Source organism: Bifidobacterium sp. ESL1130 (assembly GCF_058507935.1).
In genome coordinates, this window is record NZ_CP196379.1 from 1,553,788 (window position 1) to 1,577,996 (window position 24,209).

At 57.2% G+C, this 24,209-nt stretch carries 16 protein-coding genes; 2 read left to right on the forward strand and 14 right to left on the reverse strand.

Annotation, left to right across the window (positions count from 1 at the left end; translation table 11 throughout):
- Nucleotides 1-16: 16 nt before the first annotated feature.
- The 6 genes from ACSYSO_RS06105 to nusA all read right to left on the reverse strand — a co-directional run bounded on the left by ACSYSO_RS06105 (nt 17) and on the right by nusA (nt 10,892).
- The gene (locus ACSYSO_RS06105; protein ID WP_491701693.1) at nt 17-3,289 is read right to left on the reverse strand and encodes a glycoside hydrolase family 2 TIM barrel-domain containing protein; all 3,273 of its coding nucleotides are present in this window, start codon (nt 3,287-3,289) and stop codon (nt 17-19) included.
- Nucleotides 3,290-3,408: 119 nt separating this feature from the next.
- The gene (locus tag ACSYSO_RS06110) at nt 3,409-4,614 is read right to left on the reverse strand and encodes a riboflavin kinase (RefSeq protein ID WP_491701694.1); all 1,206 of its coding nucleotides are present in this window, start codon (nt 4,612-4,614) and stop codon (nt 3,409-3,411) included.
- Nucleotides 4,615-4,703: 89 nt separating this feature from the next.
- Nucleotides 4,704-5,891, reverse strand: a complete 1,188-nt coding sequence (locus ACSYSO_RS06115) for a tRNA pseudouridine synthase B (protein ID WP_491701695.1) — start codon at nt 5,889-5,891, stop codon at nt 4,704-4,706.
- Nucleotides 5,884-6,477 carry a 30S ribosome-binding factor RbfA gene (gene rbfA / locus ACSYSO_RS06120; RefSeq protein WP_491701696.1) on the reverse strand — a complete coding sequence of 198 codons (594 nt, stop codon included), beginning with the start codon at nt 6,475-6,477 and terminating at the stop codon, nt 5,884-5,886. Before rbfA ends, ACSYSO_RS06115 begins: the two co-directional genes overlap by 8 nt.
- Nucleotides 6,478-6,640: 163 nt before the next feature.
- On the reverse strand, nt 6,641-9,496 hold the full coding sequence (infB, locus tag ACSYSO_RS06125) for a translation initiation factor IF-2 (protein ID WP_491701697.1): 2,856 nt from the start codon (nt 9,494-9,496) through the stop codon (nt 6,641-6,643).
- A gap of 241 nt (nt 9,497-9,737) precedes the next feature.
- Nucleotides 9,738-10,892 carry a transcription termination factor NusA gene (gene nusA, locus ACSYSO_RS06130; RefSeq protein WP_489799992.1) on the reverse strand — a complete coding sequence of 385 codons (1,155 nt, stop codon included), beginning with the start codon at nt 10,890-10,892 and terminating at the stop codon, nt 9,738-9,740.
- Nucleotides 10,893-11,197: 305 nt separating this feature from the next.
- Here nusA and ACSYSO_RS06135 point away from each other — a divergent pair, with 305 nt between their 5' ends.
- Nucleotides 11,198-11,956 carry a hypothetical protein gene (locus tag ACSYSO_RS06135; protein WP_491701698.1) on the forward strand — a complete coding sequence of 253 codons (759 nt, stop codon included), beginning with the start codon at nt 11,198-11,200 and terminating at the stop codon, nt 11,954-11,956.
- Nucleotides 11,957-11,978: 22 nt separating this feature from the next.
- Here ACSYSO_RS06135 and ACSYSO_RS06140 read toward each other — a convergent pair whose 3' ends face one another.
- On the reverse strand, nt 11,979-13,577 hold the full coding sequence (locus ACSYSO_RS06140) for a glycosyltransferase family 39 protein (RefSeq protein WP_491701699.1): 1,599 nt from the start codon (nt 13,575-13,577) through the stop codon (nt 11,979-11,981).
- A 306-nt stretch (nt 13,578-13,883) separates the two neighbouring features.
- On the opposite strand from ACSYSO_RS06140, the gene ACSYSO_RS06145 reads away from it, so the two are divergent.
- Nucleotides 13,884-14,651: a type III pantothenate kinase gene (locus tag ACSYSO_RS06145; protein ID WP_491702077.1), complete on the forward strand. Its 768-nt coding sequence runs from the start codon at nt 13,884-13,886 to the stop codon at nt 14,649-14,651.
- A gap of 135 nt (nt 14,652-14,786) precedes the next feature.
- Here the strand turns inward: ACSYSO_RS06145 and ACSYSO_RS06150 are convergent, their stop codons facing one another.
- From ACSYSO_RS06150 to ACSYSO_RS06180, 7 genes are all read right to left on the reverse strand, one after another.
- A complete protein-coding gene (locus tag ACSYSO_RS06150; protein ID WP_489799957.1) occupies nt 14,787-16,199 on the reverse strand; it encodes an ABC transporter substrate-binding protein in 1,413 nt (470 codons plus the stop codon).
- A gap of 79 nt (nt 16,200-16,278) precedes the next feature.
- Nucleotides 16,279-17,220, reverse strand: coding sequence for a pseudouridine synthase (locus ACSYSO_RS06155; protein WP_491701700.1), 942 nt, complete (start codon nt 17,218-17,220; stop codon nt 16,279-16,281).
- Between the two features lie 52 nt (nt 17,221-17,272).
- Nucleotides 17,273-19,162, reverse strand: a complete 1,890-nt coding sequence (glmS, locus tag ACSYSO_RS06160) for a glutamine--fructose-6-phosphate transaminase (isomerizing) (protein ID WP_491701701.1) — start codon at nt 19,160-19,162, stop codon at nt 17,273-17,275.
- A gap of 82 nt (nt 19,163-19,244) precedes the next feature.
- On the reverse strand, nt 19,245-20,084 hold the full coding sequence (locus tag ACSYSO_RS06165; protein ID WP_491701702.1) for an amino acid ABC transporter ATP-binding protein: 840 nt from the start codon (nt 20,082-20,084) through the stop codon (nt 19,245-19,247).
- A gap of 13 nt (nt 20,085-20,097) precedes the next feature.
- Nucleotides 20,098-21,090 carry an amino acid ABC transporter permease gene (locus ACSYSO_RS06170; protein ID WP_489760437.1) on the reverse strand — a complete coding sequence of 331 codons (993 nt, stop codon included), beginning with the start codon at nt 21,088-21,090 and terminating at the stop codon, nt 20,098-20,100.
- Nucleotides 21,091-21,340: 250 nt separating this feature from the next.
- Complete coding sequence (locus tag ACSYSO_RS06175; RefSeq protein ID WP_489760439.1) at nt 21,341-22,261, reverse strand: ABC transporter substrate-binding protein; 921 nt, start codon at nt 22,259-22,261, stop codon at nt 21,341-21,343.
- A gap of 292 nt (nt 22,262-22,553) precedes the next feature.
- Nucleotides 22,554-24,179 (reverse strand): cell wall-binding repeat-containing protein, encoded by a 1,626-nt coding sequence (locus ACSYSO_RS06180; protein ID WP_489760440.1) that lies wholly within the window; start codon nt 24,177-24,179, stop codon nt 22,554-22,556.
- Between the last annotated feature and the right edge of the window lie 30 nt (nt 24,180-24,209).

The following is a 24,209-nucleotide window of genomic DNA, read 5'->3' on the forward strand; positions in this document are numbered from 1 at the left end:
CCACCAGACCGTAGACTTACACCACTTGTGGCACAAGCGTGAACGAGCAACTGAATTGCTCGTCGTCGAGCCGGTAACGCTCGGCAAGCTCAGGCCCGCACGAGTTGGAACCCATACCCGACTGCGCGTGGTCAAGGCACAGCACGGTGTACGGCGCCTCTTCCAGCTCATAGTCGTGGCCCTTATCGGTCAGTTCTTCCTGCGTGTATGGCGAGCAGTTGAAGGAGAACGGTGTCTCAGCCGCCACACTCAGGCCGGCATCGCCATCGTTCACCTCCACTGTGTCACAACCCCAGTGTGAACCGTTCTCCTGAGGCCGCAGATAATGCTCGACCATATTCGCTGCGCTCGACGAGAACCGGCCGTAGCGGCTGGCACGATGCTTGTCTTGATAGCTCTCGTACGGCCCGTAGCCGCAGTATTCCACCTGGCCCATAGCCTTTGGCAGGAAGAGACGCAGTCCAAAACGCGGTAGGAACGGGAATTCCTGAGCTTGGCGAGTCACGTCCAGGGTGACCTTCAACGTGCCATCCGAGGCAATGCACCACACGGCTTGCACGCGTGCGCACGGCTGGAGCGCGTCGGCCGCCAGTGCGATGTCCGCACGAACCGTCACTCGCCCGCTGGGTTCGGACTGCACCTCGCAGGTATACGCACGTGCGTGGGTACGGTCGTAGCCGGCAGCAACCCAATCCAGTTTGATGTTGCGGTCGTTGTCGGTGGGAGCACGCCAGATGTTGAGTTCGGCGGGCTTGACCAGCAGGTTGCGGTTGCGCACCGACATGGTGGCGATGAGGCCGGTGCGACGGTCGAACGTGTAACGCCAGTCAGCTCCCTGCACCACGATTTCTGCAGAAGACTGGGACACCGTGGGCTGCGCGACCTGAGATTCACCTTTACCAGCCTCAAGCAGTCGACCAGCCTTCTCGTTGCGCCGACCATCAACGGCTACAGCCACCTCGTCGAAGCCCAAATCGAAACCCTCCGGCAGCAACGCTTCGGCCCGCTTGAGCCGGTAGCCGATCAGCAGCGTCACTTTGCCGGCTGACGGCACCTCTCCAACAGGCAGACGCACCGCACCGTCGCCATGAGGAGCAACGTCGGGAGCATCGGCCTCGCCATGACCCACCTGCTCGCCGTCCACCAGCAGCGACCACGAGATGGTCAGATACTCGGCCAAGTTCACAAAGTCCATGTAATTGTGCAGTGTTGCCTCACCAGAGCCGGCGTTGAAGGAGACCACGCGCGCCGGACGGAAGACGTTCTTGAACTCTTTGAGACCGGTGTGCGGCGTGCGGTCGGGGTAGACGAGGCCGTCCATGCAGAAATTCCCGTCGTGCGGGAACTCGCCGTGGTCACCGCCGTAGAGGTACTGCTTGTGGCCGTGCACATCCCGGCCGACGTCGATGGCATGGTCCGCCCACTCCCACATGCAGCCGCCGAGCATGCCCGGGTAGCGCTGGATCGCCTCGAAGTATTCCTCGAGGTCGCCCGGACCGTTGCCCATGGCATGGCAGAATTCGCACAGGAAGTACGGCTTGGTGCCATGGTCGCCGTCGTCGCCGGTGGAGCAGACGCCGTGCGGCCCTTCGGGCGTGAAATAGGCGTCGATCTGCTCGATGGAAGGGTACATGCGCGAGTGCAGATCAAGGTTGGTATAGTCGAGCCCCTCGCGCGGCGCGCCGTGGATTGCGGACTCATAATGGGTCAGTCGGCTCCCGTCACGTTGCTTGGTCCAAGCCAGTGCTTGCTCAAAGCCGCACCCGTAGCCGGACTCGTTGCCCATCGACCAGATGACGATGCCGGGGTGGTTCTTGTCCCGTTCCACACTGCGCTGCACGCGGTCGCAGATGGCGTCGGCGAACCGTGGTTCATCGGCGATATGGCCGTTCCAGCAGGTGTCTGCGCTCATCCCCTCTCCCGATTCCAGCATGGCCTCTTCGATACCGTGCGTCTCGATGTCCGCCTCGGCTATGACATAGAAACCAAGCTGATCGTACAGCGCGTAGTACAGGGGCGCGTTGGGATAGTGGCTGGTGCGGATTGCGTTGACGTTGTGCTCCTTCATGAGCTTAAGATCGCGCATCAGCTGGTTTTGGTCAATCGCAAAACCGGTGACCGGGTCGCCATCGTGACGGTTGACGCCGTGGATCTTGACCGGCTGGCCGTTAACCCTGACCACGCCATCATCCACGTGCACCTCACGAATGCCGATAAAATCGGTAATGACCTCACTGGGGTCAGTCCCGCCATCTGTGGCGAAACTTTCCAGCTCCACCCGGTACAGGTTCGGTTGTTCGGCGTTCCACAGGCTTGGCTGCGACACCGTCCACGACACGCTAGCCGTTCCGCCGTCTGGGTTTACGTTCACCTCGCTGCTCTCCAGCAGCTTCCCGTTCTGGTCGTACAGCGAAGCCTTCACCGGGCAGGTTACGCCGGCGCCCGTTGCGGTGCACGTCTCAGCGTTGTCCGAGCGCGAAACGCCGGACGCTTTGAGGAAGTCGATGTCTACGCTGACTTTAGCCTCGCTCAAATCGGCAGCAAGTGCCGTGTGCACGAAGTAGTCGCGAATGCCGGCCTGAGGTCGGCGCAACAGGTACACACTGCGGAAGATGCCGCTCATACGGAACTTGTCCTGATCTTCCAAATAGCTGCCGTCACACCACTTGAGCACGAGCACCGCCACGCGGTTGCGTCCCGGTCGCAGCAAATCCGTTACTTCGAACTCGCTCGTGGCGTGGCTCACCTGACTGTATCCGGCCAACTCACCGTTCACCCACACGTAGAAGCACGAGTCCACGCCTTCGAAGTTGAGGAACGCCCGTGGTGCGTGAGGATTAGGATCATAATCAACGTCGCGCAAATAGACGCCGCACGGATTGTCCTGCGGCACGTAGGGCGGGTCGAAGGGGAAGGGATAACGCACGTTGGTATACTGCTGGTGGTCATACCCGTTCATCTGCCAGACCGATGGTACGGTGATGCTGGTGAACCCGGTGCTCTCTGCGGCTGTACCCTCGTCCGCAAGCGCTGGTTCGACCTGAAAATCGGCATCATAGAAGGCTTTTTCGCCATGGCTCAGGAACGTGGACACCTCGGCATCCAGATCGTAGATGCTCGGATAGTAGCGGAACGCCCAGTCGCCGTCCAAACTGACGAAGCGGTCGGAATGTTCCCTCCGCTCACCGCGCAGGTCAGCCGGCTCGGCATCAGGGATAAAGTAGGCGTGCGCGGGTTCGGTCCCCACGTGCAGCCGTGTCAGATCTTCATACCATCGTTGGATAAACACGATACTCCTAACCTCGTTGTAGTGGATCCGCTTTGATCGCACTCAACGTGTCATTTTACTCTGCGTGCCATCGTCCCCAAGATATTTCGGATTTAACGAAAAAGCGAACATGGATTTGGTTAGATTAGGGTCGCATCCTGCCCACCGTTGACGCTCAGCGTTTGCTGCACATAGTCCTTCATGGCGGCCACCAGTTCGTCACTGCCACCGAAGTCCACTTGAGCACGCAAGAATTGCGTGAACTCCACACGCACCCGGTGGCCGTACAGTTCCAGCCAGTCGTCGGTGATCGCATACGGCTCCACCACACGTTCGATCTGCCCCAGCTCAGCCCGATAGGTGGGCTTGGTACCTATCGAGATGGCCGCCGGCCAACGCCACTGTGAGCCGGGCATCATACGCATCCGGTCATGTTCGAAGCTCGTCTGCGCGTCCGCCGGCCCCAAATCCACCAGCCAACCGGCATACACACCGTCCACCGGAACATATCCGTCAATCTGCGCGCCGAGGTTGGCAGTGGGGAAACCCAACGCACGACCCTGCTGCTCGCCATGGACCACTTCGCCTTCCACGCTGGGCTCACGTCCCAGCACATCGGCTGCGGCACGCACACAGCCTTGGGAGAGCAGGTAGCGCACGTTGGATGAGCTCCACACACGCACGTTGACACTGTTCACCGACTTGCTCCAAGCACGGAAATCGGCCTTGCTCATACCCGCACGCGGGTCGGCCGGCTCGCCCAATCCAAGCGGGGCATGAGCTTCGATCATCCTGGGCACGCGCGTGTATCCTGGACCGCAGTCATCCACTACCTCAAGTTCGAACACACCCGCGGCCTGCGCCAACGTGTCAATGTCTTCCACTCCTCCGCTGGCACCGGCGCCCATCGTGGCGTCGTGTCCCAAAACCAGTTTGTTCATACCGAGCTTGCCAACCAGCTGCCCGAGGAAGAAACGATATGATTTCGCCGCGAATGCCATGGTGTAGTGCACCACGAGCACATGGTCTACACCCATACGCTCGAATATGCGCAGACGATCATTCACCGAACTCAGCGCGCCTGCATCGTGGAAATCATCTGGCACATCGGCTCCGGCGTGCGACGCAGCGTACCCGTGCGCCACACCGGGACGCGGATCGAACATGATGACCACGGCAAATGAACCGTCAGCTTTTGCCAGTTCCACCGTACGCTTGATGACAGCCTGATGCCCCTGGTGCATACCATCGAACGACCCTACGGTCACCACCGCATGCCTAGTGCGGCTCAGCAATGGCCAATCCACCAATCCCGACTCGTCAGGCTGTAATCTCGTAACGTTCATCTGGTCAATTCTCCTGCATCAGCTTGTAACATCTCCACTGTAGCAGCCCGGAGACGCATGCGACAGTCCACTTTTCAGTCGGCCGTAAATTAGGCAGGATTGGTCGGTGTAGCAGGCTGGGCTGGGAATACCACTACTGGCTTGACTTCATCCCGGCTGGCAGCACTGACCAAAGCGATGACCTCACCGGTTTGCGGTATGTACGCCGCACTAACATCGCTGGTTTCGCCAGTCTCGCTGAAGATGCGCTTCAATCTACGACCATAACGCAAATCCTGCGCTTCTCGCGCATCAACCTCGAGCGTAGGCATAACCGCCTGCACAGCCTCGAGCATCGAGTAGGCACGTTCCAACAGCGCGTCACGATCGGCATCGAGCACCACCCGGTTGCGGGTCACCTGTTCACCCTCACGATTGGTGAACGTGCGCGGCTGAACATGAGCGGTGACCACGTTGAGACCATCTGATTCGAAACGCCCTATGCGTAAACGGCGCAGACGCGTCAAATGCCCACCGGTGCCCAATAGCTGTCCCAAATCGCGCCCGAGAGAACGGATATAGGTGCCGGCAGAACAGCTGACTTGCACATCCACGTCCACGACAGGCGCAGCGCCAATAGTGGGATTCGTCTGTCTCACTGCCAGCACTTGAAAGTCCGAAATAGTCACCTCGCGAGCTGTAAGCTCGACCTCCACTCCAGAGCGAGCTAAATCGTAAGCCCGTTTGCCATCGACTTTAATCGCAGAATAGGCGCTAGGCACCTGTTCTATGCGCCCAGTCAGGTGTTCTGCTATCGTTTGCTTAATCTGTTCAGCATCGATTAGCACCGGTTGTTCGGTATCCGCGTAGTGTTGCTCTGCACTGATGCGGCCTGAGTTAGACCGTATCTGTCCGTGTTCGGCGACACTGCCTGCCGGCGGTTCACTCACTGGCACATGCTCAGCCTGCGCATCTGCGCCATGATGTGCGCGCAGGCCCAGCAGCGTGGGCACGCTTTGCACGATATCGCCATCGGCATCATCGGTAGTGGTGGTCTGCCCCAAACGAATCGTGGCCGCATACGTCTTGTGGTGGTCGACGATATAGTTGAGCAGACGGGTGGCATGACCGAACCCGATCACCAGCACTCCGGTGGCCATCGGGTCGAGCGTGCCGGCATGCCCCACACGGCGCATATGCAGCGCGCCGCGCACCGCCCCTACCACATCATGACTGGTCACGCCCTGTGGCTTGTCCACCACCAACAGGCCGGAAGGTTCCTGCTTGACCTTACTCATCGGCCTCATCGGCAGAGTCGAACGTATCGGCTTCCTGCCGGGAAGTTTCGTCGTCAAGATTCTGCATGTCATTTTCGACATCGGCATACGGGTTGCCGGCAAAATGTTCCTGCGCTTCGGCACGACGGTTTTCGAAGTCTTCGGCGGTCTTCTTGCGAGGGTGCTCGTACGGGTCCTCTCCCCCGGCATAGCTCGCCACAGCGCGCGTTTTTTCTGTCTCCTCATCGCGCTTGCGGGCAACGGCAAGAATATCTTCGATCTCATGCGCCTCGCTAGGCACCTCGTCGTAGACGAATTGCAGCTTCGGAGTCAGCCTCAATCCCGCCTTGGTACCGACCAGTGAACGAAGTTTGCCTGTGGCTTGGTTCAGCGCCTGCTGCGCACGCTTACGCTCACCTTGTGCTTTGCCCTCCTGGCCGAGCTGGGTCCAGTACACTTTGGCCTGCTGCAGGTCTCCGGACACTCGCACGTCGGTAATGGTGACCCCGTCCAAACGCTTGTCGTGCAGCTCGCGCTCCATGGTGGATGCGATCACACGCTGTATCAACGCCGCAATACGTGCGGCCCTCGGGCTGTCTCCTGCCACAATTACCTCCTACTATGCACGGCACACTCACTTACTGTGCAATACTGTGCTGTGCCGTGCTGTGGTGCGTCACCAATCGCGCCGGCAGTTCGCCGATACCGCGACCCCGCAAAGCATGCCCGCAGCGCGTCGGCACAAAGCCTGACCGCGCTGCGGGTGCTCGCTACTTGCGCTCAATTTCCTGCATCTCGAAGGTCTCGATGATGTCGCCGTTCTCGATGTCGTTGAAGGAGCCGAGGTTGATACCGGCCTCGTAGCCTTCCTTGACCGACTGCACGTCGTCCTTGAAACGACGCAGCGAGGAGATCTCCAGGTCGTTGACCGTGGCCACACCATTGCGCAGGATGCGTGCCTTCGTACCGCGCTTGACCTCGCCGTCCTGGACCATGACGCCGGCGATGTTGCCGAACTTGGAGGAGCGGAAGATCTCGCGGATCTCGGAGTGGGAGGTGGTGACCTCCTCGTACTCCGGCTTGAGCATGCCCTTGAGAGAGGCCTCGATGTCTTCGATGGCCTTGTAGATGATCGAGTAGTACTTGATCTCCACACCCTCGCGCTCGGCCAAATCCGCCACCTGGCGGTTGGGCCGCACGTTGAAGCCGATGATGACGGCCTTGTCGACCGTTGCAAGGTTCACGTCGTTCTGGGTAATGGCGCCCACACCGCGGTGGATGACCTGGATGCCGACCTCGTCGGAGACCTCGATCTTCATCAGGGACTCTTCCAGAGCCTCGACGGAACCGGAGGAATCGCCCTTGATGACGATGTTGAGCATATCGACCTCAGACTTGGCGAACTGTTCCTTGAGGCTTTCCAGAGAGACAATCTTGCGACGCTTGGCCAACTGAGCCGCGCGCTCGGACGCCTGACGCTTCTCGGCAATCTGGCGGGCGGTGCGGTCGTCCGGAGCCACGAGGAAGAGGTCTCCGGCGCTGGGCACCGACGTGAGACCCAAAACCTGTACCGGAGTAGAAGGCTCGGCCTTGTCCATCGGGTTGCCGTTCTCGTCGAGCATGGCACGCACACGTCCGTACGACGTTCCGGCCACAATCGAATCGCCCACGCGCAACGTACCGGACTGCACCAGCACTGTCGCCACGGCGCCACGGCCCTTGTCAAGGCGAGCTTCGATGGTGGCACCACGTGCATCCATGTCGGGATTGGCCTTCAGATCCAACTCGGCATCAGCGGTGAGCAGCACCGCTTCGAGCAGCTTGTCAACGTTCGTGCCCTGCTTGGCGGAGATGTCGACGAACATGGTGTTGCCACCGTATTCTTCGGGGATCAGACCAAACTCACTGAGCTGGCCACGCACCTTGTCCGGGTTTGCACCGTCCACATCAATCTTGTTGACGGCCACCACGATCGGTACGTCAGCCGCTTGGGCGTGGTTGATGGCTTCCACGGTCTGCGGCATCACACCGTCATCCGCAGCCACCACCACGATGGCGATATCCGTCACTTCGGCACCACGCGCACGCATGGCGGTGAATGCCTCGTGGCCTGGCGTATCGAGGAAGGTAATCTTGCGCTCGTTGCCTTCGAACTCGACACCCACCTGGTAGGCACCGATACGCTGGGTAATGCCGCCGGCCTCGCGCGCTATCACGTTCGTCTTGCGGATAGTGTCAAGCAGACGGGTCTTACCGTGGTCGACGTGACCCATGACGGTAACCACCGGCGGGCGAGGCTTGAGATCCTCATCCTCCTGCAGTTCCTCTTCGTCCAGGTCGATGTCGAACTGCTGCAGCAGCTCCTTATCCTCTTCCTCTGCGGACACGATCTTGATGGTCCAGCCGATTTCCTCGCCCAAAATCTGGAACGTGGATTCATCGAGGGACTGTGTGGCCGTGGCCATCTCACCCAAGTGGAACATCACCGTGACCAAAGCGGCCGGATTGACATTGATCTTTTCGGCCAAATCAGCGAGTGTGGCACCCTGACGCAGACGAATTACCTGACCGTTGCCAGTGGGAATGCGAACACCGCCGATGGTCGGTGCTTTGATCTCCTCAAAGTCACGACGCTTTGCCAAACGGTTCTTGCGCGCCTTGGAAGACTTGCCTCCCTGACGCCCGAACGCACCTGCTGCACCGCCGCGACCGCGGCCGCCCCTGCTGGGACCGTGCGACGGAGCTGCACCCTGGAAGTTGCTGGGGCCGCCCTGACCACCTTGGAACCTACCTCCGCGATTCTGATCGCCGCCGGTTCCACCTTGGCCTTGACGGGTGTGTCCCCACTGCCCGGGGCGTGGAGTGCCGCCATTGCCGGGACGAGGACCGCCGTGGAAACCTCCGCGACCACCCGTAGGACGTCCGCCTCCACGACCACCACGGCCGTTGCCCACAGTGGGACGTGCCATCGGGTGAGGACGAGGAATATCGCTGGGAACCGGGGCACGCATACCCTGGTTGCGATTGAACGGATTATTGCCTGGACGAGGACCGGAAGCCGACTGCCCTGGAGCAGACGGACGAGCGGACTGTGCACCACCCGCATTGCGAGGGGCACCGGCACCTGGCCGAGGAGCACCACCCTGAGGACGGGCACCACCGCGCGCATCCGGCTTGCCCCCGGAACGGGGACGCGCGCCGCCGTCGGGACGACCTGCGCCATGCGCTCCTGCACGGGACTGACCGGGCTTGGCGGAGAAGCGAGGAGCAGATTGCGGCCTTGCGTTGGAGTGAGCCGAAGCGCTCTTGGGAGCATCGGGCTTTGCACTCTGTCCGTCGGACTGGGGCTTTGGTTTTGCAGCTCCCGAAGCGGCACCCGGTTTGGGTGCGCCAGCGGCCGGTGCTGACTTCTTGGCCGGAGTCACGGCCTTGGAACCATGCTGTTCTTCGCTCTTGCCCCCGGCATTCTGCGCCGGGAAGGCGGCCTTGAGCTTACGTACCACAGGAGCTTCGACAGTCGACGATGCCGACTTGACAAACTCCCCCATATCTTTCAACTTATTCAAAACGGTTTTACTGTCCACGCCAAGATCTTTGGCGAGTTCATATACGCGCTGTTTTGCCACTCAGTGTTCTCCTAATATTGTGGGAACCAGACCGCGCATATGCATACGCGATTCAGTTCCCGATGACGGCGAGCTTACCCTGACTCATCGTTCGACCATGATCGTGTTACCTCGTCTCTGTCCGATGCCGACACACTGCGCGCCAACACTCGGTTTTCCAGTACCCAGCATACTCGTGACGCTGGATGCCGCGAACATGTTCCGGTGCCAACCGTGTCGGCACCGGAACACGTGTAAGTTGCTACTGCTCCTGGCCCGACGGCACCTCGGCTGTCTCCGACACCTCACCAGCGTCGGAAGCACCTGCCACATTGACATCATCAGTTGAGTCAGCACCCTGAGCTGCAGAGGCGGAAACCACAGGAGCTAACTTGGCTTCAGCTGCCATCGCAGCCGCATGCTTCTCTGACGATTCGATGCCGATCTTCCAGCCTGTGAGTTTGGCTGCAAGGCGGGCATTCTGCCCCTCTTTGCCAATGGCAAGGGAAAGCTGATCGTCGTGAATGTATGCCACAGCGGTCTTGTTTTTCTCGCTCACCACGTTGACACCGGTAGCCACCGCCGGTGACAAGGCCGCAGCCACGAACCGCTCCGGATCCTTCGACCAGTCCACGATGTCAATCTTCTCTGAACCGATGTTCTCCATCACCGCGCGCACACGAGCGCCTCCCGGGCCAATCAATGCACCCTTGGGATTCACCCCCTCGGTGTTGGCTCGCACAGCAAGCTTGGTACGCGCACCCGCCTCACGGGCGATAGCCATGATGGAAACCGCTCCGGAGACCAGTTCGGGAACCTCGCGCTCAAACAACTTGCGGATAAGCTCCGGATGCGATCTGGAAACGACGATTTCCGGCCCCTTCAATCCACGGCTTACAGTAACGACATAGACGCGCAACCGCTGCCCGTGGCGATACCTCTCTCCCGGAACCTGCTCGCGCTTGGGAAGAATGGCCTCAACATCACCGACAGCGATGTGCACGTTGGCGGTGTCTTTGCTGTCCTGCTGCACAACTCCAGTAATGAGGTTGCCCTTCTGACCTGCGAACGCACCAAGCACACGCTCGTCTTCAGCGTCACGGAACAGCTGACGAATCACTTGTCGCGCAGTGGATGCGGCAAGACGGCCAAAGTCCTGTGGAGTATCGTCGTATTCTTCACCCCACTCCACCGCCGGATGCGGGTTCTCTTCAGTGGGCTTGTCACGATGCTCATCGCGTGCCCAGATAATGAATTCTCCAGCGCGTTCGTCAAGCTGCACACGTGCCCTTGCCGCCGCATGCGGGTTCTTGCTATATGCCAACAGCAACGCTTCGGTAAGCGCATCGTCCAGCGTCTGGGAATCAATTCCCTGCTCTGCCGCCAGCTGATGTATTCCTGCCAGGTCTAGTTCCATGGTCGCCAAGACCTCCTCATATGAAGTTATGTTCTCACCAATATTCTGCACTACCTACGCCGCCGCCCTCAAGCAGCCCGACGGACCCTCGCCCGCTTAGTCACAGTAAAGCATTATTCTAGGTGGTTATGCAGACACGCTTTTCTGTTTTCATGGCACTTCACGGACATCTTCGACGTGTCTTAGCATCGCTTTGTACGCTTGCCCTACTGCCGATGCTGGCCTCGTGTTCGGCGCCCGGTGTGTCCGCCGCACCTCGCGACACCTCAGCGACAAGCGCTTGCGAATCAGCGTATTCTGCGGCTGTGCAGGACTCGAATCTTGCAGATGGTCAGGTGCCCATCGCGCGCCGATACCTGGCCGCCGATGCAGCACAGGGATTGTGGATCGAGGCAGCTTCCACATGCCCTTCTCGCTTCGCCGAAGGCACAATGAAAAGCGCCCAGGCATCGTTCCAGCGAGCATCACTGGCCGGGCTGCTGGGAATAGCAGACCCCGAGCCTGCACAAGTCAACGCACGCACACAATCGCTGAGCGCACTTGACTCGCTGCAGGAAACCAATATTGCGGCCAAGTCCTTCTCTTCCATGGCTCAGGCAGAAGATCGCGCGGGCTTCGCCACACAAGTGCTCGCTGCGAAACACATGCCTGGCGCCACTCTGGCCCTGAGCGACAACCACAAGGCCATCGCCTCCAGCGTGCTCAGTCTGGCGCATGTGAACCCTGACCCCCGGCAAGGTGTCTACGATACGAATGCCCTGCTTGAGCATCCGGAAAACAGCGTGGATGAAACCAACGGACTGCGTGCCCCCACCATTTCGATTGTGGAGATGAACTGCGCACGAGAAACCATCGAGGCACTGTCCCCCACATCAGAACAGTCTGACGGAGACAGGGAAGGCCACAACAAAGGCGCTACTCCCGGTCATGGCACGCATGACACCAGAACACACACCTCACAGTCTCAGGCCGAGCTCAAAGCACTGTCTGAGGTTGCCGCGTCCCGTGCGTATCTGGCTTTCACTTTGGGCTATCCGGCATTCGACGCAGCGCTATACCGTTAGGCATAACGAACCGCGGCGCTTGCTAGGATCGCAGCTCGTACACGCTGAGCCTCTGCATACCGAACTCTTGCGTGCTGATTTGCCGATAGCGCTTGTCCTGTAGCGGCTTTGCGACACTTGCGGCAGACAGCACCGTGACCTTTTTGGTGTGCAGTTCTCGTGTGGAGCGAATCTGCGCCTGACTGCCGTGAAGCGGGGCAAAACCGCCCCGGGATGTCACCTCATGCGGTTCCATGAATCTCATGTCGCAGCCATGGTAGTAATACTGTGCCTCGATGTAAGCGAACTCGTCCGCAGCCACCACGGTATTGTCCGGCGAACACTCCACATGCTCACGAATCGTCTTGTTTTGCGGTGCTGTACCGTTCACAAAGTCGATATTGCCGTCTTGACTCACATGAACCACACCAATCATCAGTACCATCAGAGCACATACATATGCCGCCATTGCCTTGACGCGGGGAGTGTTGAGCTTACTCCACACACTCCTGCCGTGCTGCGCGTCCGCTACCCCGGTCTCGCCCGACTCGGTGCCGCGGTTCAACTCATAAGATATCTGATCAGCCTGCACCTGCTGCTTCCACGCTCTTTCTACCAGCATCGCACAAATGAAACCAAGGAGCACATAGCTGAACAGTGAGAAAAATGATGAATACCGTTGCACAAACATGGGCGTTGCACCAAAAGATTCACGCAGCGCATCAATACAGGCAAATGCAGCAAACGGCAATATGGCACAACCCAGCAGCACACCGACAACGTTGCGCGCATGCTGCGAGCGCGAATCACCGGCGATCCGTCGGAACCCGACTGCCACCAGAGCAACGGCAGCCAAGCATATCACCGATTGCAGTGTACCGATGAAGCGGGTGCCTGAACGCCCGAATATCAGCAGGGAGAGTGTGTCCGCCAAAGCACGCAATGTCACGCCTTGTCCAAGGAATGGGTTGAGCGAAGGATGTATCAGCTGATCGACTGCTGTGGGGGCATACGGCACAAACAGCGCCACAGCCAGCACATATGCCCATATCCAGCGCCATCCTCGGCGCTGGACCACCGAGCGAACCGTCAACATGAGCACGTGCGATGCCCATACCATCGCTGTGACGTACAGCGTATACATGCCCAACGCCACCAATACAGCATAAGCCACCCAATAACGCCGTTTGTGCGAACGCACCGCACGCACCAACACCACCGTGGCCGCCACCACTATCAGACTCGCCATGGCATACATGCGAATCTCGAAACCGAACCGCACATGATATGGAGCCAATACCGTGAATGGAGCGACAAGATAGGCTACACGAGTTCCGGCCAAGTCCCTGACCAGAACCAGCATCAGAGCCACGGCAGCACCCGCGCATAGGGCGCTGAGCAAACGTAACGCCCACTCATCCCATGTGGTTGCACCCGCCCAAAGCTTCAGTACCAAATAATAGAGCGGAGGATGAGTGTCCACCGCAGTAAGAGCCAACATCTCTCGAACCGGGCGTTGAGCTATGGTAATCGAATAGCCTTCGTCGAACCATACTGACGCACGGCGACCAGCCATCTGGCTCAACGCGGCACTCAACGCAAACGACACCAACGTCAGCGGCCACAACGGCCAATGGTTCACTCTGCTCCACCAAGCAGGCGCATTCAATCCTCCCTGCCTGCTCTCGCGGTATGATGTGTGGCGCATCACTCTTCCCTCCCATGTTGGTATTCCAACAGTGTGAGCAACACTAGCACAGCAAAGATGCGTTTGAGGTGCGATGCATGATAATTCAGGGATAACTCAGGGTCACGCATTTCTTGGCAGTACATATACGCAGGCAACGAGTCCTGCACCACACCTGTCTGCCAGTCAGTCTTCAGCGTTCGTATTCTGGTGTGCACGGCCTCCCATATGATGAAGCCACAAGACGAAAGGCTCGGCATCATGCTCATTGCAGTGGATATAGGCAACACCAACATCGTGATCGGACTGCTGGATCGGGGCGAAATCGTGAGCACATACCGGCTCACCACCAACGGAGGCCAGACCTCGGACGAATACGGACTGACGTTGGTGCAGATGCTCGCGCTCGACGGCCTGAAGCCGGACAACATCGACGATGTCATCATCTCTTCCGTGGTGCCGCAGGTCATGCACTCGTTTCGAGCCAGCATCGTCAAGTTCCTGGGGTTCGAGCCCATGGTGGTCGGCCCCGGCGTAAAATCCGGTCTGAACATCAGGCTCGACGACCCCAAGTCACTTGGCGCCGACTGCCTGGCCGATTGCGTGGGAGCATATTACCTGTACGGCGGACCCGTACTCGTAGCCGATTTCGGCACAGCCACCACGTTCAACTTTGTGGACGAACAGCACTCCATCACTTCCGGTCTTATCGCCCCCGGTCTGCGAACCGCTGCCGGAGCACTGTGGAACGGCACGGCACAACTGCCGGAGGTGGAAATCACCCAACCGGATTCCATCCTTGCCACGGGGACCAAAACCGCTATGCAAGCAGGCCTGTTCTATAGTTTCCTTGGTGGCACCGAACGCATCATCGACCAGTTCCACCAAGAGATTGGTTCCGATTTTACCGTAGTGGCCACTGGAGGCCTGGGCGCCATACTCGCCGACCATACCGACATGATCGATGTCTACGACCCCGATCTCATCTTCAAAGGCATGGAGTTCATCCACCGCAAAAACAAGCAGTAGCCGGCAACCGACAATTATCAACCATAAGGATCTGCCTCATTGGGGTATGCGGTCTGAGTGCAGGCACCGCATACCCCAATGCCAAGGCTGAACCTACACACACGGTATCGCTGCAGCAAGTCGCGAGCGCACATCCTAGCGCATCGTAAAGCCTTGATTGACGCCATACTCCTTGAGATTGGCCTGCCACTGGGCAATGCCATCTTTCAGACTCACTTCAGTGCCCGGATTTTCCGGCAACTGCAACGGACTGCCGTCAGCGTTGGTCTGCCCTTCTTCAATACGCTTCTGCGTCTGATCAAACACCAGTTTTTTACTCGACCATTCATATGCCTTGCCGACCGTAGATCGGAAATTGCTGCGCGCATACACCTCAAATGGCAGATACTGATGTTCTGACGAGACGGATTGTGCAGCAGCAGACAGCACGCGGTTGAACTCCTGCCCGCCAAAGTAGGGCACATCGACTCCGCGCGAGTCCTTGACCGTCGTCTTCTCAAGAAACGCCTTGCTGGACAAGGTCTGCACATCCGCGGGGAATGCGCCGCCTTCAACACGACGGTCGATGCCTTCCCTGCTGTGGCATACGTATTCAATGAAGCGCAATGCCGCCCGAGGTTTGCGGCTCGACTGCAGAATACTCAACGCCGATCCACCATTCTCAGCCCCTCCGGGTTTACCGTCTGCGGTAGGCATGGGAGCCACACGCCACAGACCTGCAGATCCAGGCACATCGGTCAGCAGCATCGACGGCATCCATGCACCGGAAAATACAGATGCCACGCTTCCTGAGCCTATCGCCCGTTTCCACCCGTCCGACCACGTGGTCAGGCGTGTGTTCACCAGTCCCTCATCAATCATCTTCTGCCAGAATTTGGTGAAGCTCATGGTGCCGCCGTCTTTACCCAAATTCACCGTCACGGTTTTGCCGTCCGCAGAAGAGCTGAACGGGTTGCCTCCCGCCAGCCAGATCATAGCGTTGTAGAAGCTGGCGTCCCCGGAGTCGGCTGCGATGGTGATGCCGATCGCTTTAAGCTTCTTGGCGGCACGATAGTAGTCATCCCACGTATGGATGGCGGTGGCGTCGACACCTGCTTGTTCGAAGTCCTCCTGATTGTAGAAGAACGCCATGGGTCCGGAATCCATAGGAACGCCGTACACGCGTTGATTGAGTTGCACGCTCGACCACGTGCCAGGTGTGAAGGCAGAACTGTAGGATTGCGTCATATCGGTCATATCAAGCAGCTGCCCGCTCACCGCGTATTGCGGCAGCGCGTAGTATTCCAGCTGCACCACGTCGGGCAGGCCGTACCCGTCCTGTATGGCGGTGTTGAGGTTGTCGTAACCGCTCTGGTTCTTCACATCGACACGAATGTCAGGGTTGTCTTTCTCGAACGCACGCGCCTCGGATTGCATGCTCGGCTCCCAGGACCACACGCTGACCACGGTTCGCGTATCCTGCTGGCCGCAGGCACCGAGCGCCAGCATTACCGCTGAGACGCACAGCGCCGCGACTGCACGCTTCCACGCTCCCCTTCGCTTTGCCATGCGCCTCCTGCCCTTCGATTCGATCCCTGTTGCCGGTCTTGTTGTCTTCCACTGTGCTGCAGCCACTGGACTGTGCCGGTCAAACCGCGCAATGCGTGGTTGACGACATGCCCAGCGGCACACGCGAGAGAAAACACCGCGGTGCACCAGTAACCGGATCCGAGAATTCAAGGGAGCGTGCTACGAGCTCGAGCGGTTGTGAAAAATCATCGTATGCACGCGTCCGAAGCTCGGGATACATGTCATCTCCGACTATCGGCAACCCAAGTGCGCTCATATGCACCCGCAGCTGATGGGTTTTGCCGGTTCGAGGATGCAACACGTAGCGCCGGTACAATGTGTGCGAACGCGTGCGGCCAATATGCTGATGCTGAGTCATATCTATACCATCGGTACCACTACTGGCATCGATACCAGTACCAGTATCGACGCCGGCACCACTACCGCGCAAACCTGGCATATCCACACTGGCAGAACCGGTCTTGAGAGCAATGGCATTGCTATGAGCCAGCTCAATGTCGGTTTCCGCATTGGGAATTCCGGGCACTTCGTAAGCTTGCAGGCGGCCTCGTTCCTTGACGATGTGCGAGCGGCGGCGCAGCGGGAAAACGCTCGGCGGATCGAGGCAGGCAACTGTCCCTGTTGGGGGACGAACAAGAGGTGCTGCCAGAGCCAAGCATTCATACGTTTTGACGGCACGATGCTCTTGGAACAGCATCTGATACGCACCTCGCAAATTCGGTTCACGCACGAACAGCACCACTCCAGCCGTCATGCGGTCCAATCGATGAGCGGGGACGATGCGTTCATCTCCGAACTGCTCACGCAAACGAATGAGCGCAGTCTGCCGGTACCACATGCCGCGCGGTGTAGTGGCCAGAAAATGCGGTTTATCCACCACAATGATGGACGCGTCGGCATAGAGTATCGGCATGTCGAATGGAATTTCCGGCTCGTGAGTCACCCACCGGTGAGCACGACCGCGACCATGATCCTCGCCCCGACCTTCCTTGTCACGCATCGTACATCAATCCCACGCACGGTATGTGCATCACAACAGCACCGCTATTCGTCTATTCGACAGTCACCGATTTGGCAAGGTTGCGCGGCTTGTCCACGTCGTAGCCTTTGAGACCAGCCATATCAAGCGCGAGCAACTGCAGCGGCACCACGTCGACCAGCGGGCTGAGCAGTGTGGGGCATGGAGGCCGCCAGAAGACCACATCGGCGTATTGTTCGGCATCCGGGTCGCCTTCTTCTGCGATAGCCACGGTGAATGCACCGCGCGCCTTCACCTCTTCGATACCCGAAATGACCTTGCTGTGCAACGTATCCCGCCCTCGGGCCGAGGGCACAATCACCACAACCGGCTCGCCGGGTTCCACAAGCGCGATCGGCCCGTGCTTCAGCTCCCCGGCAGCAAAACCTTCCGTGAAGGTGTATGCAATCTCCTTGAGCTTGAGTGCACCTTCCATAGCGACCGGATAGCCCACATGGCGCCCCAGGAAGAGGAACGAATGAGCGTTCAGCAATCGCTCGGCGGCACTCTTCACCGTATCGCTCTGCGTGTCAAGCACCCACTGAATCTTCTGCGGCATGGCCTTAAGTTGAGAGACAATATTGTGGATCTCATCGGTGTACAGCGTGTTCTTCACCTGAGCCAAGTACAAGCCAAGCAAGTACGCCGCCACGATCTGAGCCACAAATGCTTTGGTGGACGCCACTGCAATCTCCGGCCCGGCATGGGTGTACAGCACTGCATCGGACTCGCGAGGAATGCTGGAACCTTGCGTGTTGCAGATGGCAAGCACGCGAGACCCCTGTTCACGTGCATGCCGCAGCGCCATCAGGGTATCCATGGTCTCCCCCGACTGTGAAATCGCGACCACGAGCGTGCGCGGGGTGAGGATCGGGTCTCGGTAGCGGAACTCGTGAGCCAGCTCCACCTCGACGGGGATACGTACCCAATGTTCAATCGCGTACTTGGCCACCATGCCGGCGTAGCTTGCGGTGCCACACGCCACCACGATGATCTTGTCCACCGAGCGGAACACCTCCGGCTCGATACGCACTTCGTCCAGCACGATGTCGCCGTCGGCATTGAACCGGCCGAGCAGGGTATCGTTGACTGCTGCCGGATCTTCATGGATTTCCTTGTCCATGAACGAATCCCAGCCGCCCTTCTCCGCAGCTCCGGCATCCCAATCCACAGTAAACCGCTTGGAATCCGTGACCGGGTTGCCCTCAAAGTCAGTCACGGTCACATCTTCACCGCTGATGCACACCGCTTCGTCCTGGCCCAATTCCATGGCCTCTTTGGTATGGGCCACGAAAGCCGCTACGTCGGATCCGAGGAAGTTCTCATGCTCTCCCAGTCCCACAACCAATGGGGAATCATGACGGGCACCCACCACGATGTCAGGCTGCCTGGAATCGACCGCGAGAATGGTGAACGCTCCAACCAACATACGGGCTACACGGCGCAGTGCCTCGAACAGGTCGGGTTTGCCGGTCGACTCGATAATGTCGTTGGCGGCACGGCCAAGCAGTTTGGCTGCCACTTCGGAATCGGTCTTGGATAAAAATGTGACGCCTTGGGTCTGCAGGTTCATACGCAGCTCACCGGCGTTTTCGATGATGCCGTTGTGAATGATGGCGATGTTGCCGTCTTCGCTGGCATGCGGATGTGCATTGACGTCACTCGGTTCACCGTTAGTAGCCCAACGGGTATGCGCGATGGCCGAGGTCGCTGCCGGAAGCGGATTGTGGTCAAGATCCGCTTCCAGATTGGCAAGCCTGCCAGCTTTCTTGCGTACTTCAGCGCGCTCCAGTCCTGGCGCAACCACGGCCACCCCAGCCGAGTCATAGCCACGATATTCCAAACGCGCAAGGCCTTCCATGCACACGTCAAGCGGCTTGCCGCACGCGGTCATGCAACCTGCATATCCTACGATTCCACACATACTGCCCCATGGTACGTGACCCTCATGAAAAAGCAACACTCTTTTTCATGAGAGTCATGTCACAGCGCTTAAGAGAATCTGACTACAACACGTGGTTCAGGAACTCAGCGAACCGGGTACTATCCGGATGATCGATAATGTCGGAGCCACCGTGCTCCACCACCACACCGCCATCCATGAAGACGACCTGATCGGCCACTTCCTTGGCGAAGCCGATCTCGTGAGTCACTACGATCATGGTCATGCCGTCATCAGCCAGGCCGCGCATCACTTTGAGCACTTCGCCGACCAGCTCGGGGTCGAGCGCAGAAGTAGGCTCGTCGAACAACATAATCTTGGGATTCATGGCAAGAGCTCTGGCGATGGCCACGCGCTGCTGCTGTCCGCCTGAGAGCTGCATCGGATAATAGTCAGCACGATCAGCCAGCCCGACTCTCTTCAATTCTTTGAGCGCTTGCTCCTGCGCTTGTGCTTTGGGCACTTTGGCTACATGGACCGGCGCTTCCATCACATTCTCCAGAGCGGTCATGTGCGGGAAGAGATTGAAACGTTGGAATACCATACCCAACTGTGCTCGCTGCGCAGCCACCTCTTTTTCATTGAGCGTCTGCAGCTTGTCTTCCCCACCGCGATTGACATGCTTGAAGCCCATGAGTTCACCGTTGACTTCGATACTGCCGGCGCTCAAGGTCTCCAGTTGGTTGATAAGCCTCAGCATGGTTGATTTTCCCGATCCAGAGGGGCCGAGAATCACGGTTACGGTGCCTGGTTCGACGGTCAAATCAACGCCTTTAAGTACATGCACTGAGCCGAATGCCTTGTGTACCCCTCGAGCCTTGACTGCGGGAACCGTGGCGTTCCCGCTGCCGGTTTGTTGTTCTGCCACTGCTGCCTTACTAGGCTGTACTGTTGCTGTTGACATGTTAAAGCCTTTCTTATGCATTCAAACCGAGAAATGCGCTATCTACCGTCTTGTCCGAAGCGGCGATGTTGCCGGGTTCGACATTCGATTCACCCGCTGATGCAGCACCGTCAGTTTGTACGCTGCTCTGCTTACTGAACCCTTTGCCGAAATATTTTTCCAACCTGGACTGCAGTACCATGAGCACCGAGGTAATGAGCAGGTACCAGATACCGGCCACCAGTAGCAACGGAATGGGCTTGTAGATGCGATTCGCAATGGTGGTGGTGGCAAACTGCAGTTCAAGGGTGAAAGGAATGGCCATGACCAGTGAGGTGGTTTTGAGCATACCGATGGTCTCATTGCCTGTTGGCGGCACGATGATACGCATAGCCTGCGGCAAAATGATGCGGCGCATAATCTGACCGCTACTCATACCCAACGCCTGCGCGGCTTCTTCTTGGCCTAGGTCAACCGCATCGAGGCCGGTGCGCACGATTTCCGCGAGGTAAGCCGCTTCATTGAGGGACAGTCCCAGCAGTGCCGCCAAGAAGCCAGGCTCGATGAGATTGTTCAGGTCTTGCGAACTGATTGACCAGAACGTGATATCCGTGAAAGGAATACCTAAGGAGATCCTCGGCACCAGCACTACGAACAGCCCCCAGAACACCAGCTGCGTATAGACAGGCGTGCCACGGAAGAACCAGATGTAGAACCAGCTGACACCGCGCAGTACCGGGTTCACTGATTTGCGCATCACGGCCAGCACGACTGCCAGCACTATGGCTATTATCATGGCACCAACGGTGAGAATCAATGTCCAGCCGATGCCGTCCAACACATTCTCGTCAAACAGGTAATGCCAAACTACCGGCCATTCGAGCTTGTCGTTCGTGACCAATCCGTGTGCCAGTCCGAGCGCCAGCAAAGCCACGATGACGCCGGCGACGATAGACCCAGGACGCTTGACCGGCAACGCCTCGATGGGATTCGGTATCTCTGATTGCTGGGTACGCTGATGATGCATGGCGCCTTCTTTCTTAGGTGACCGCTCAAAGCAATACGCGGTATGTAGTGTTGCTGTAGATAAAGAAACGGATAATTATTGGAAGTGACGTTACTTATGCCACTGCGGATGAACCTTGTAACGGTTGATTGCTCGTCAGCCCGCTCTTGAATGTCGCTCTAAACCCCGATAAGCGGATCCACACGCACATCGTCGTCTAGCCAAACGAATCGCGCAAGGACTTCCCTCGGTCTCGATACACGTCTGAGCATCAGTCATCATCCACCTCAGGATTGATCTCCGCCCGCTCAATAGCTCCGGACTCCACGCCCCAATATTTGAGGATTTTCATATACGTGCCATCGTCAATCAGCTTATTAAGGGCGGCTTGCATGGCTTTGGCCGCTGCAGTATCCCCTTTCTTCACAGCTATGGCTTGCGGGATGACACCAATTTGACTGCCGAGTTCTTGCAATGATTTCCCGGTTTGCTGTACCGCGTATCCGCCAACTGTAGCGTCCGAATAGAAAGCATCGGCTTTGCCGGTTGTCACCGCAGTGGTTACGTCGGTTTGCAAGCTCATTGATTGAACGTGCAGTGGCTTATCCTGTTTGACTTTGCATTGTTGCTTAGCATCAAGCAAATCTTCTTCTTGCATGGTGCCTGTCTGCACGGCAACGGTTGTACCGCACAGGTGATTGATATCCACCTTGCGTGGGTTGCCCTGCTGCGTGACAAACCGTGAGCCACCGGCATAATCGGTGATGAAATCCACAACCTCCATACGATCTGGAGTGATGGTAAAACCGGAGACGCCTACATCGTATTTATATCCGATTCCTGGAATGGCGGAATCAAACGGAGTGTAGATTGTCTGCTCACGCAATCCCATCACCTTGGCTATGGCCTTGGCGATGTCAATCTCAAAACCGACGGACGTTTTGCCGTCTTGCGCCACGAACTCCACAGGCGCATAAGTTGTTTCACTGCCCACGGTCAATATGCCGTCTTCGGCGATCTCCTTCGGCACTTTCGCCATGACCTCCGGGTCTGCAGCTATATGGCTCACATCGTAGCCAGGAATAGTGGCATTCGCACCTCGGGCGTCAGAGGTACCGCACGCTCCTAGAGATCCCAACAACGCCAATGCACTTGCTGCAGCGCATATGTTTTTTACATATTGCCGAACCATATACCACCTCTCCCCTAGCAAATCTGTATTACCGTTCACTCAAGCATAACACATACTATCCACAAGAAAGAATATTTATTCATACTCATATCAATATTCACACCACCACATATTTTGATCATTTAGAGCTGCTTCATACACAGCTTATACAAGCTCGACGGCACATCACTACATCCACTCACACCTAATGGAAAAGATTCCCGACCAGGCACCATTGCCGATCTAATATGAGCAGAGTGTCCAGCTCTTCATTGCTGGACACCCTCAACACTTTGCAATTTATTTATAGCAACTATGCGGCGGACAACGGCAAACCTAGACTGCCACAAATATCACCACCCAGAATACCGCCGAGCAGATACGCCTGTTTGATACTGAATTTACTTTGACCCATCCAGTTCAGCGTCGCTTTGACATCGCTATCGTCCCACTTATCTGGATTAGTAAGCACCAACACTGACTTTTTAGAACCAGCAAGAGCACTACCAACAAGAGCATCCGGGAAATTAGCACCCGTTGCAAATACTGGGTTTGAGAAGCCTAGTGTACCGTCTTTGACTGCATACTTGGCAATTGCCCCACTAGTGGCATATCGAGTTGCGCCCTGAACCCGGTCCACACTGCGCACACCAGCGGAGCGCACTTGCGATTCCACCTTTGACGGAACTGCTCCAGTACCACCGAGCACCACTACTCGATTAAACCCGCGTGCTTTGATGTCGGCAACCGTTTTAGCATCCAACCCAGAGTTACTGTCAGCAAGGAAAATAGGAGATTTCTTTGCATATGCGTAGGGAGATATGGAAAGCGCATCCGCAAATCCACCGCCTGTAGTCACAATGGCAGTATCAGACCACTTCACACCAAAGGTGGAAGCACCTTGCTCATAAATCTTGGCAGCTGTATCGTACCTTGTGCTTCCTGCTATACGAACCACGCCATTCGCTGGAACCAAACCAGCAACCGAACGTTCCACTTGTGCCGAGACCGCACCGGTACCACCGGCAATAATTACGCGGGACGGCTTTAGACGAGTAATCTGGCTCTTGGCTTGTACTGACAAAGTTGCTGGATCCGTGAGCATCACTGGGGCGTTTAATCCACCTGCCAGACCGGCAGCAGACAACGCATCAGGATAGTTATCGCCGCTCGCCAGTATCACTGTCGAGGACTTGCCAGGAAAAGCTTCCGACACTACCTGACTGGCCGTGTCGTATCGAAGATTACCTGCTAGTTTCTTAGGAGTGACACCAAATTGTATATTGCTGATTTTACTTTGGCATGCTGACCCCTGAATAGGAGAAAAATCAGTAATCGGATTATAACTAATATCGAGATCGAGCCTTGCAACAGGTTTCATTGATTCGAGTAATGTTTTCAAAGGCAGAATATTCCGAATCTGATTATTTTTGATAAACAATACCGTTAGACCTGTTAAACCTTGCAATGCATCAATATTGCTAATACGGTTGTCACTCAAATCTAAGTATGTGAGCTTCCGTAAATCACGAAGAGGAGTCAGATCAGATACTTGCGTTCCAATAAAGTGTATACTTGTTAAGCTCGTGAATACTTGTATACCCTCAATACTCTTAATTGCACTAATTAATTCCCAACTCGGATGAGGATTAGGACCAGTGAACACTGTATCGATATATGTTACTTTAGATATCGCTTTACTGGTCAAAATACTATCTGATTTTGTATTAGTAAACCACGACATCAATTCAGCAAAGTTAGGATCGGGGAAGCATTGACGCACCGTAGACTTATCAGGTACGCATGCCGTCTTGGCAGACACCGCGTTACTCGAGATTGTCGACTGGGAAACATCATCTGCTTGTGCAGAAGTTGCGGATGCCACAAATGACGCAAGTAACGTTGTACCTGCGGCAATACTGGCTGCTAATTTTTTCATTAATCCTACGTGTCTTTTTGACATGGGACA

What these genes read in the sequence shown, in the direction of transcription:
- ACSYSO_RS06175 (WP_489760439.1), bottom strand. Translation starts at nt 22,261, where the DNA reads ATGGTTCGGCAATATGTAAAAAACATATGCGCTGCAGCAAGTGCATTG.
- glmS (WP_491701701.1), bottom strand. Translation starts at nt 19,162, where the DNA reads ATGTGTGGAATCGTAGGATATGCAGGTTGCATGACCGCGTGCGGCAAG.
- ACSYSO_RS06150 (WP_489799957.1), bottom strand. Translation starts at nt 16,199, where the DNA reads ATGGCAAAGCGAAGGGGAGCGTGGAAGCGTGCAGTCGCGGCGCTGTGC.
- ACSYSO_RS06170 (WP_489760437.1), bottom strand. Translation starts at nt 21,090, where the DNA reads ATGCATCATCAGCGTACCCAGCAATCAGAGATACCGAATCCCATCGAG.
- ACSYSO_RS06110 (WP_491701694.1), bottom strand. Translation starts at nt 4,614, where the DNA reads ATGAACGTTACGAGATTACAGCCTGACGAGTCGGGATTGGTGGATTGG.
- ACSYSO_RS06155 (WP_491701700.1), bottom strand. Translation starts at nt 17,220, where the DNA reads ATGCGTGACAAGGAAGGTCGGGGCGAGGATCATGGTCGCGGTCGTGCT.
- ACSYSO_RS06180 (WP_489760440.1), bottom strand. Translation starts at nt 24,179, where the DNA reads ATGAAAAAATTAGCAGCCAGTATTGCCGCAGGTACAACGTTACTTGCG.
- ACSYSO_RS06145 (WP_491702077.1), top strand. Translation starts at nt 13,884, where the DNA reads ATGCTCATTGCAGTGGATATAGGCAACACCAACATCGTGATCGGACTG.
- nusA (WP_489799992.1), bottom strand. Translation starts at nt 10,892, where the DNA reads ATGGAACTAGACCTGGCAGGAATACATCAGCTGGCGGCAGAGCAGGGA.
- ACSYSO_RS06115 (WP_491701695.1), bottom strand. Translation starts at nt 5,891, where the DNA reads ATGAGTAAGGTCAAGCAGGAACCTTCCGGCCTGTTGGTGGTGGACAAG.
- ACSYSO_RS06165 (WP_491701702.1), bottom strand. Translation starts at nt 20,084, where the DNA reads ATGTCAACAGCAACAGTACAGCCTAGTAAGGCAGCAGTGGCAGAACAA.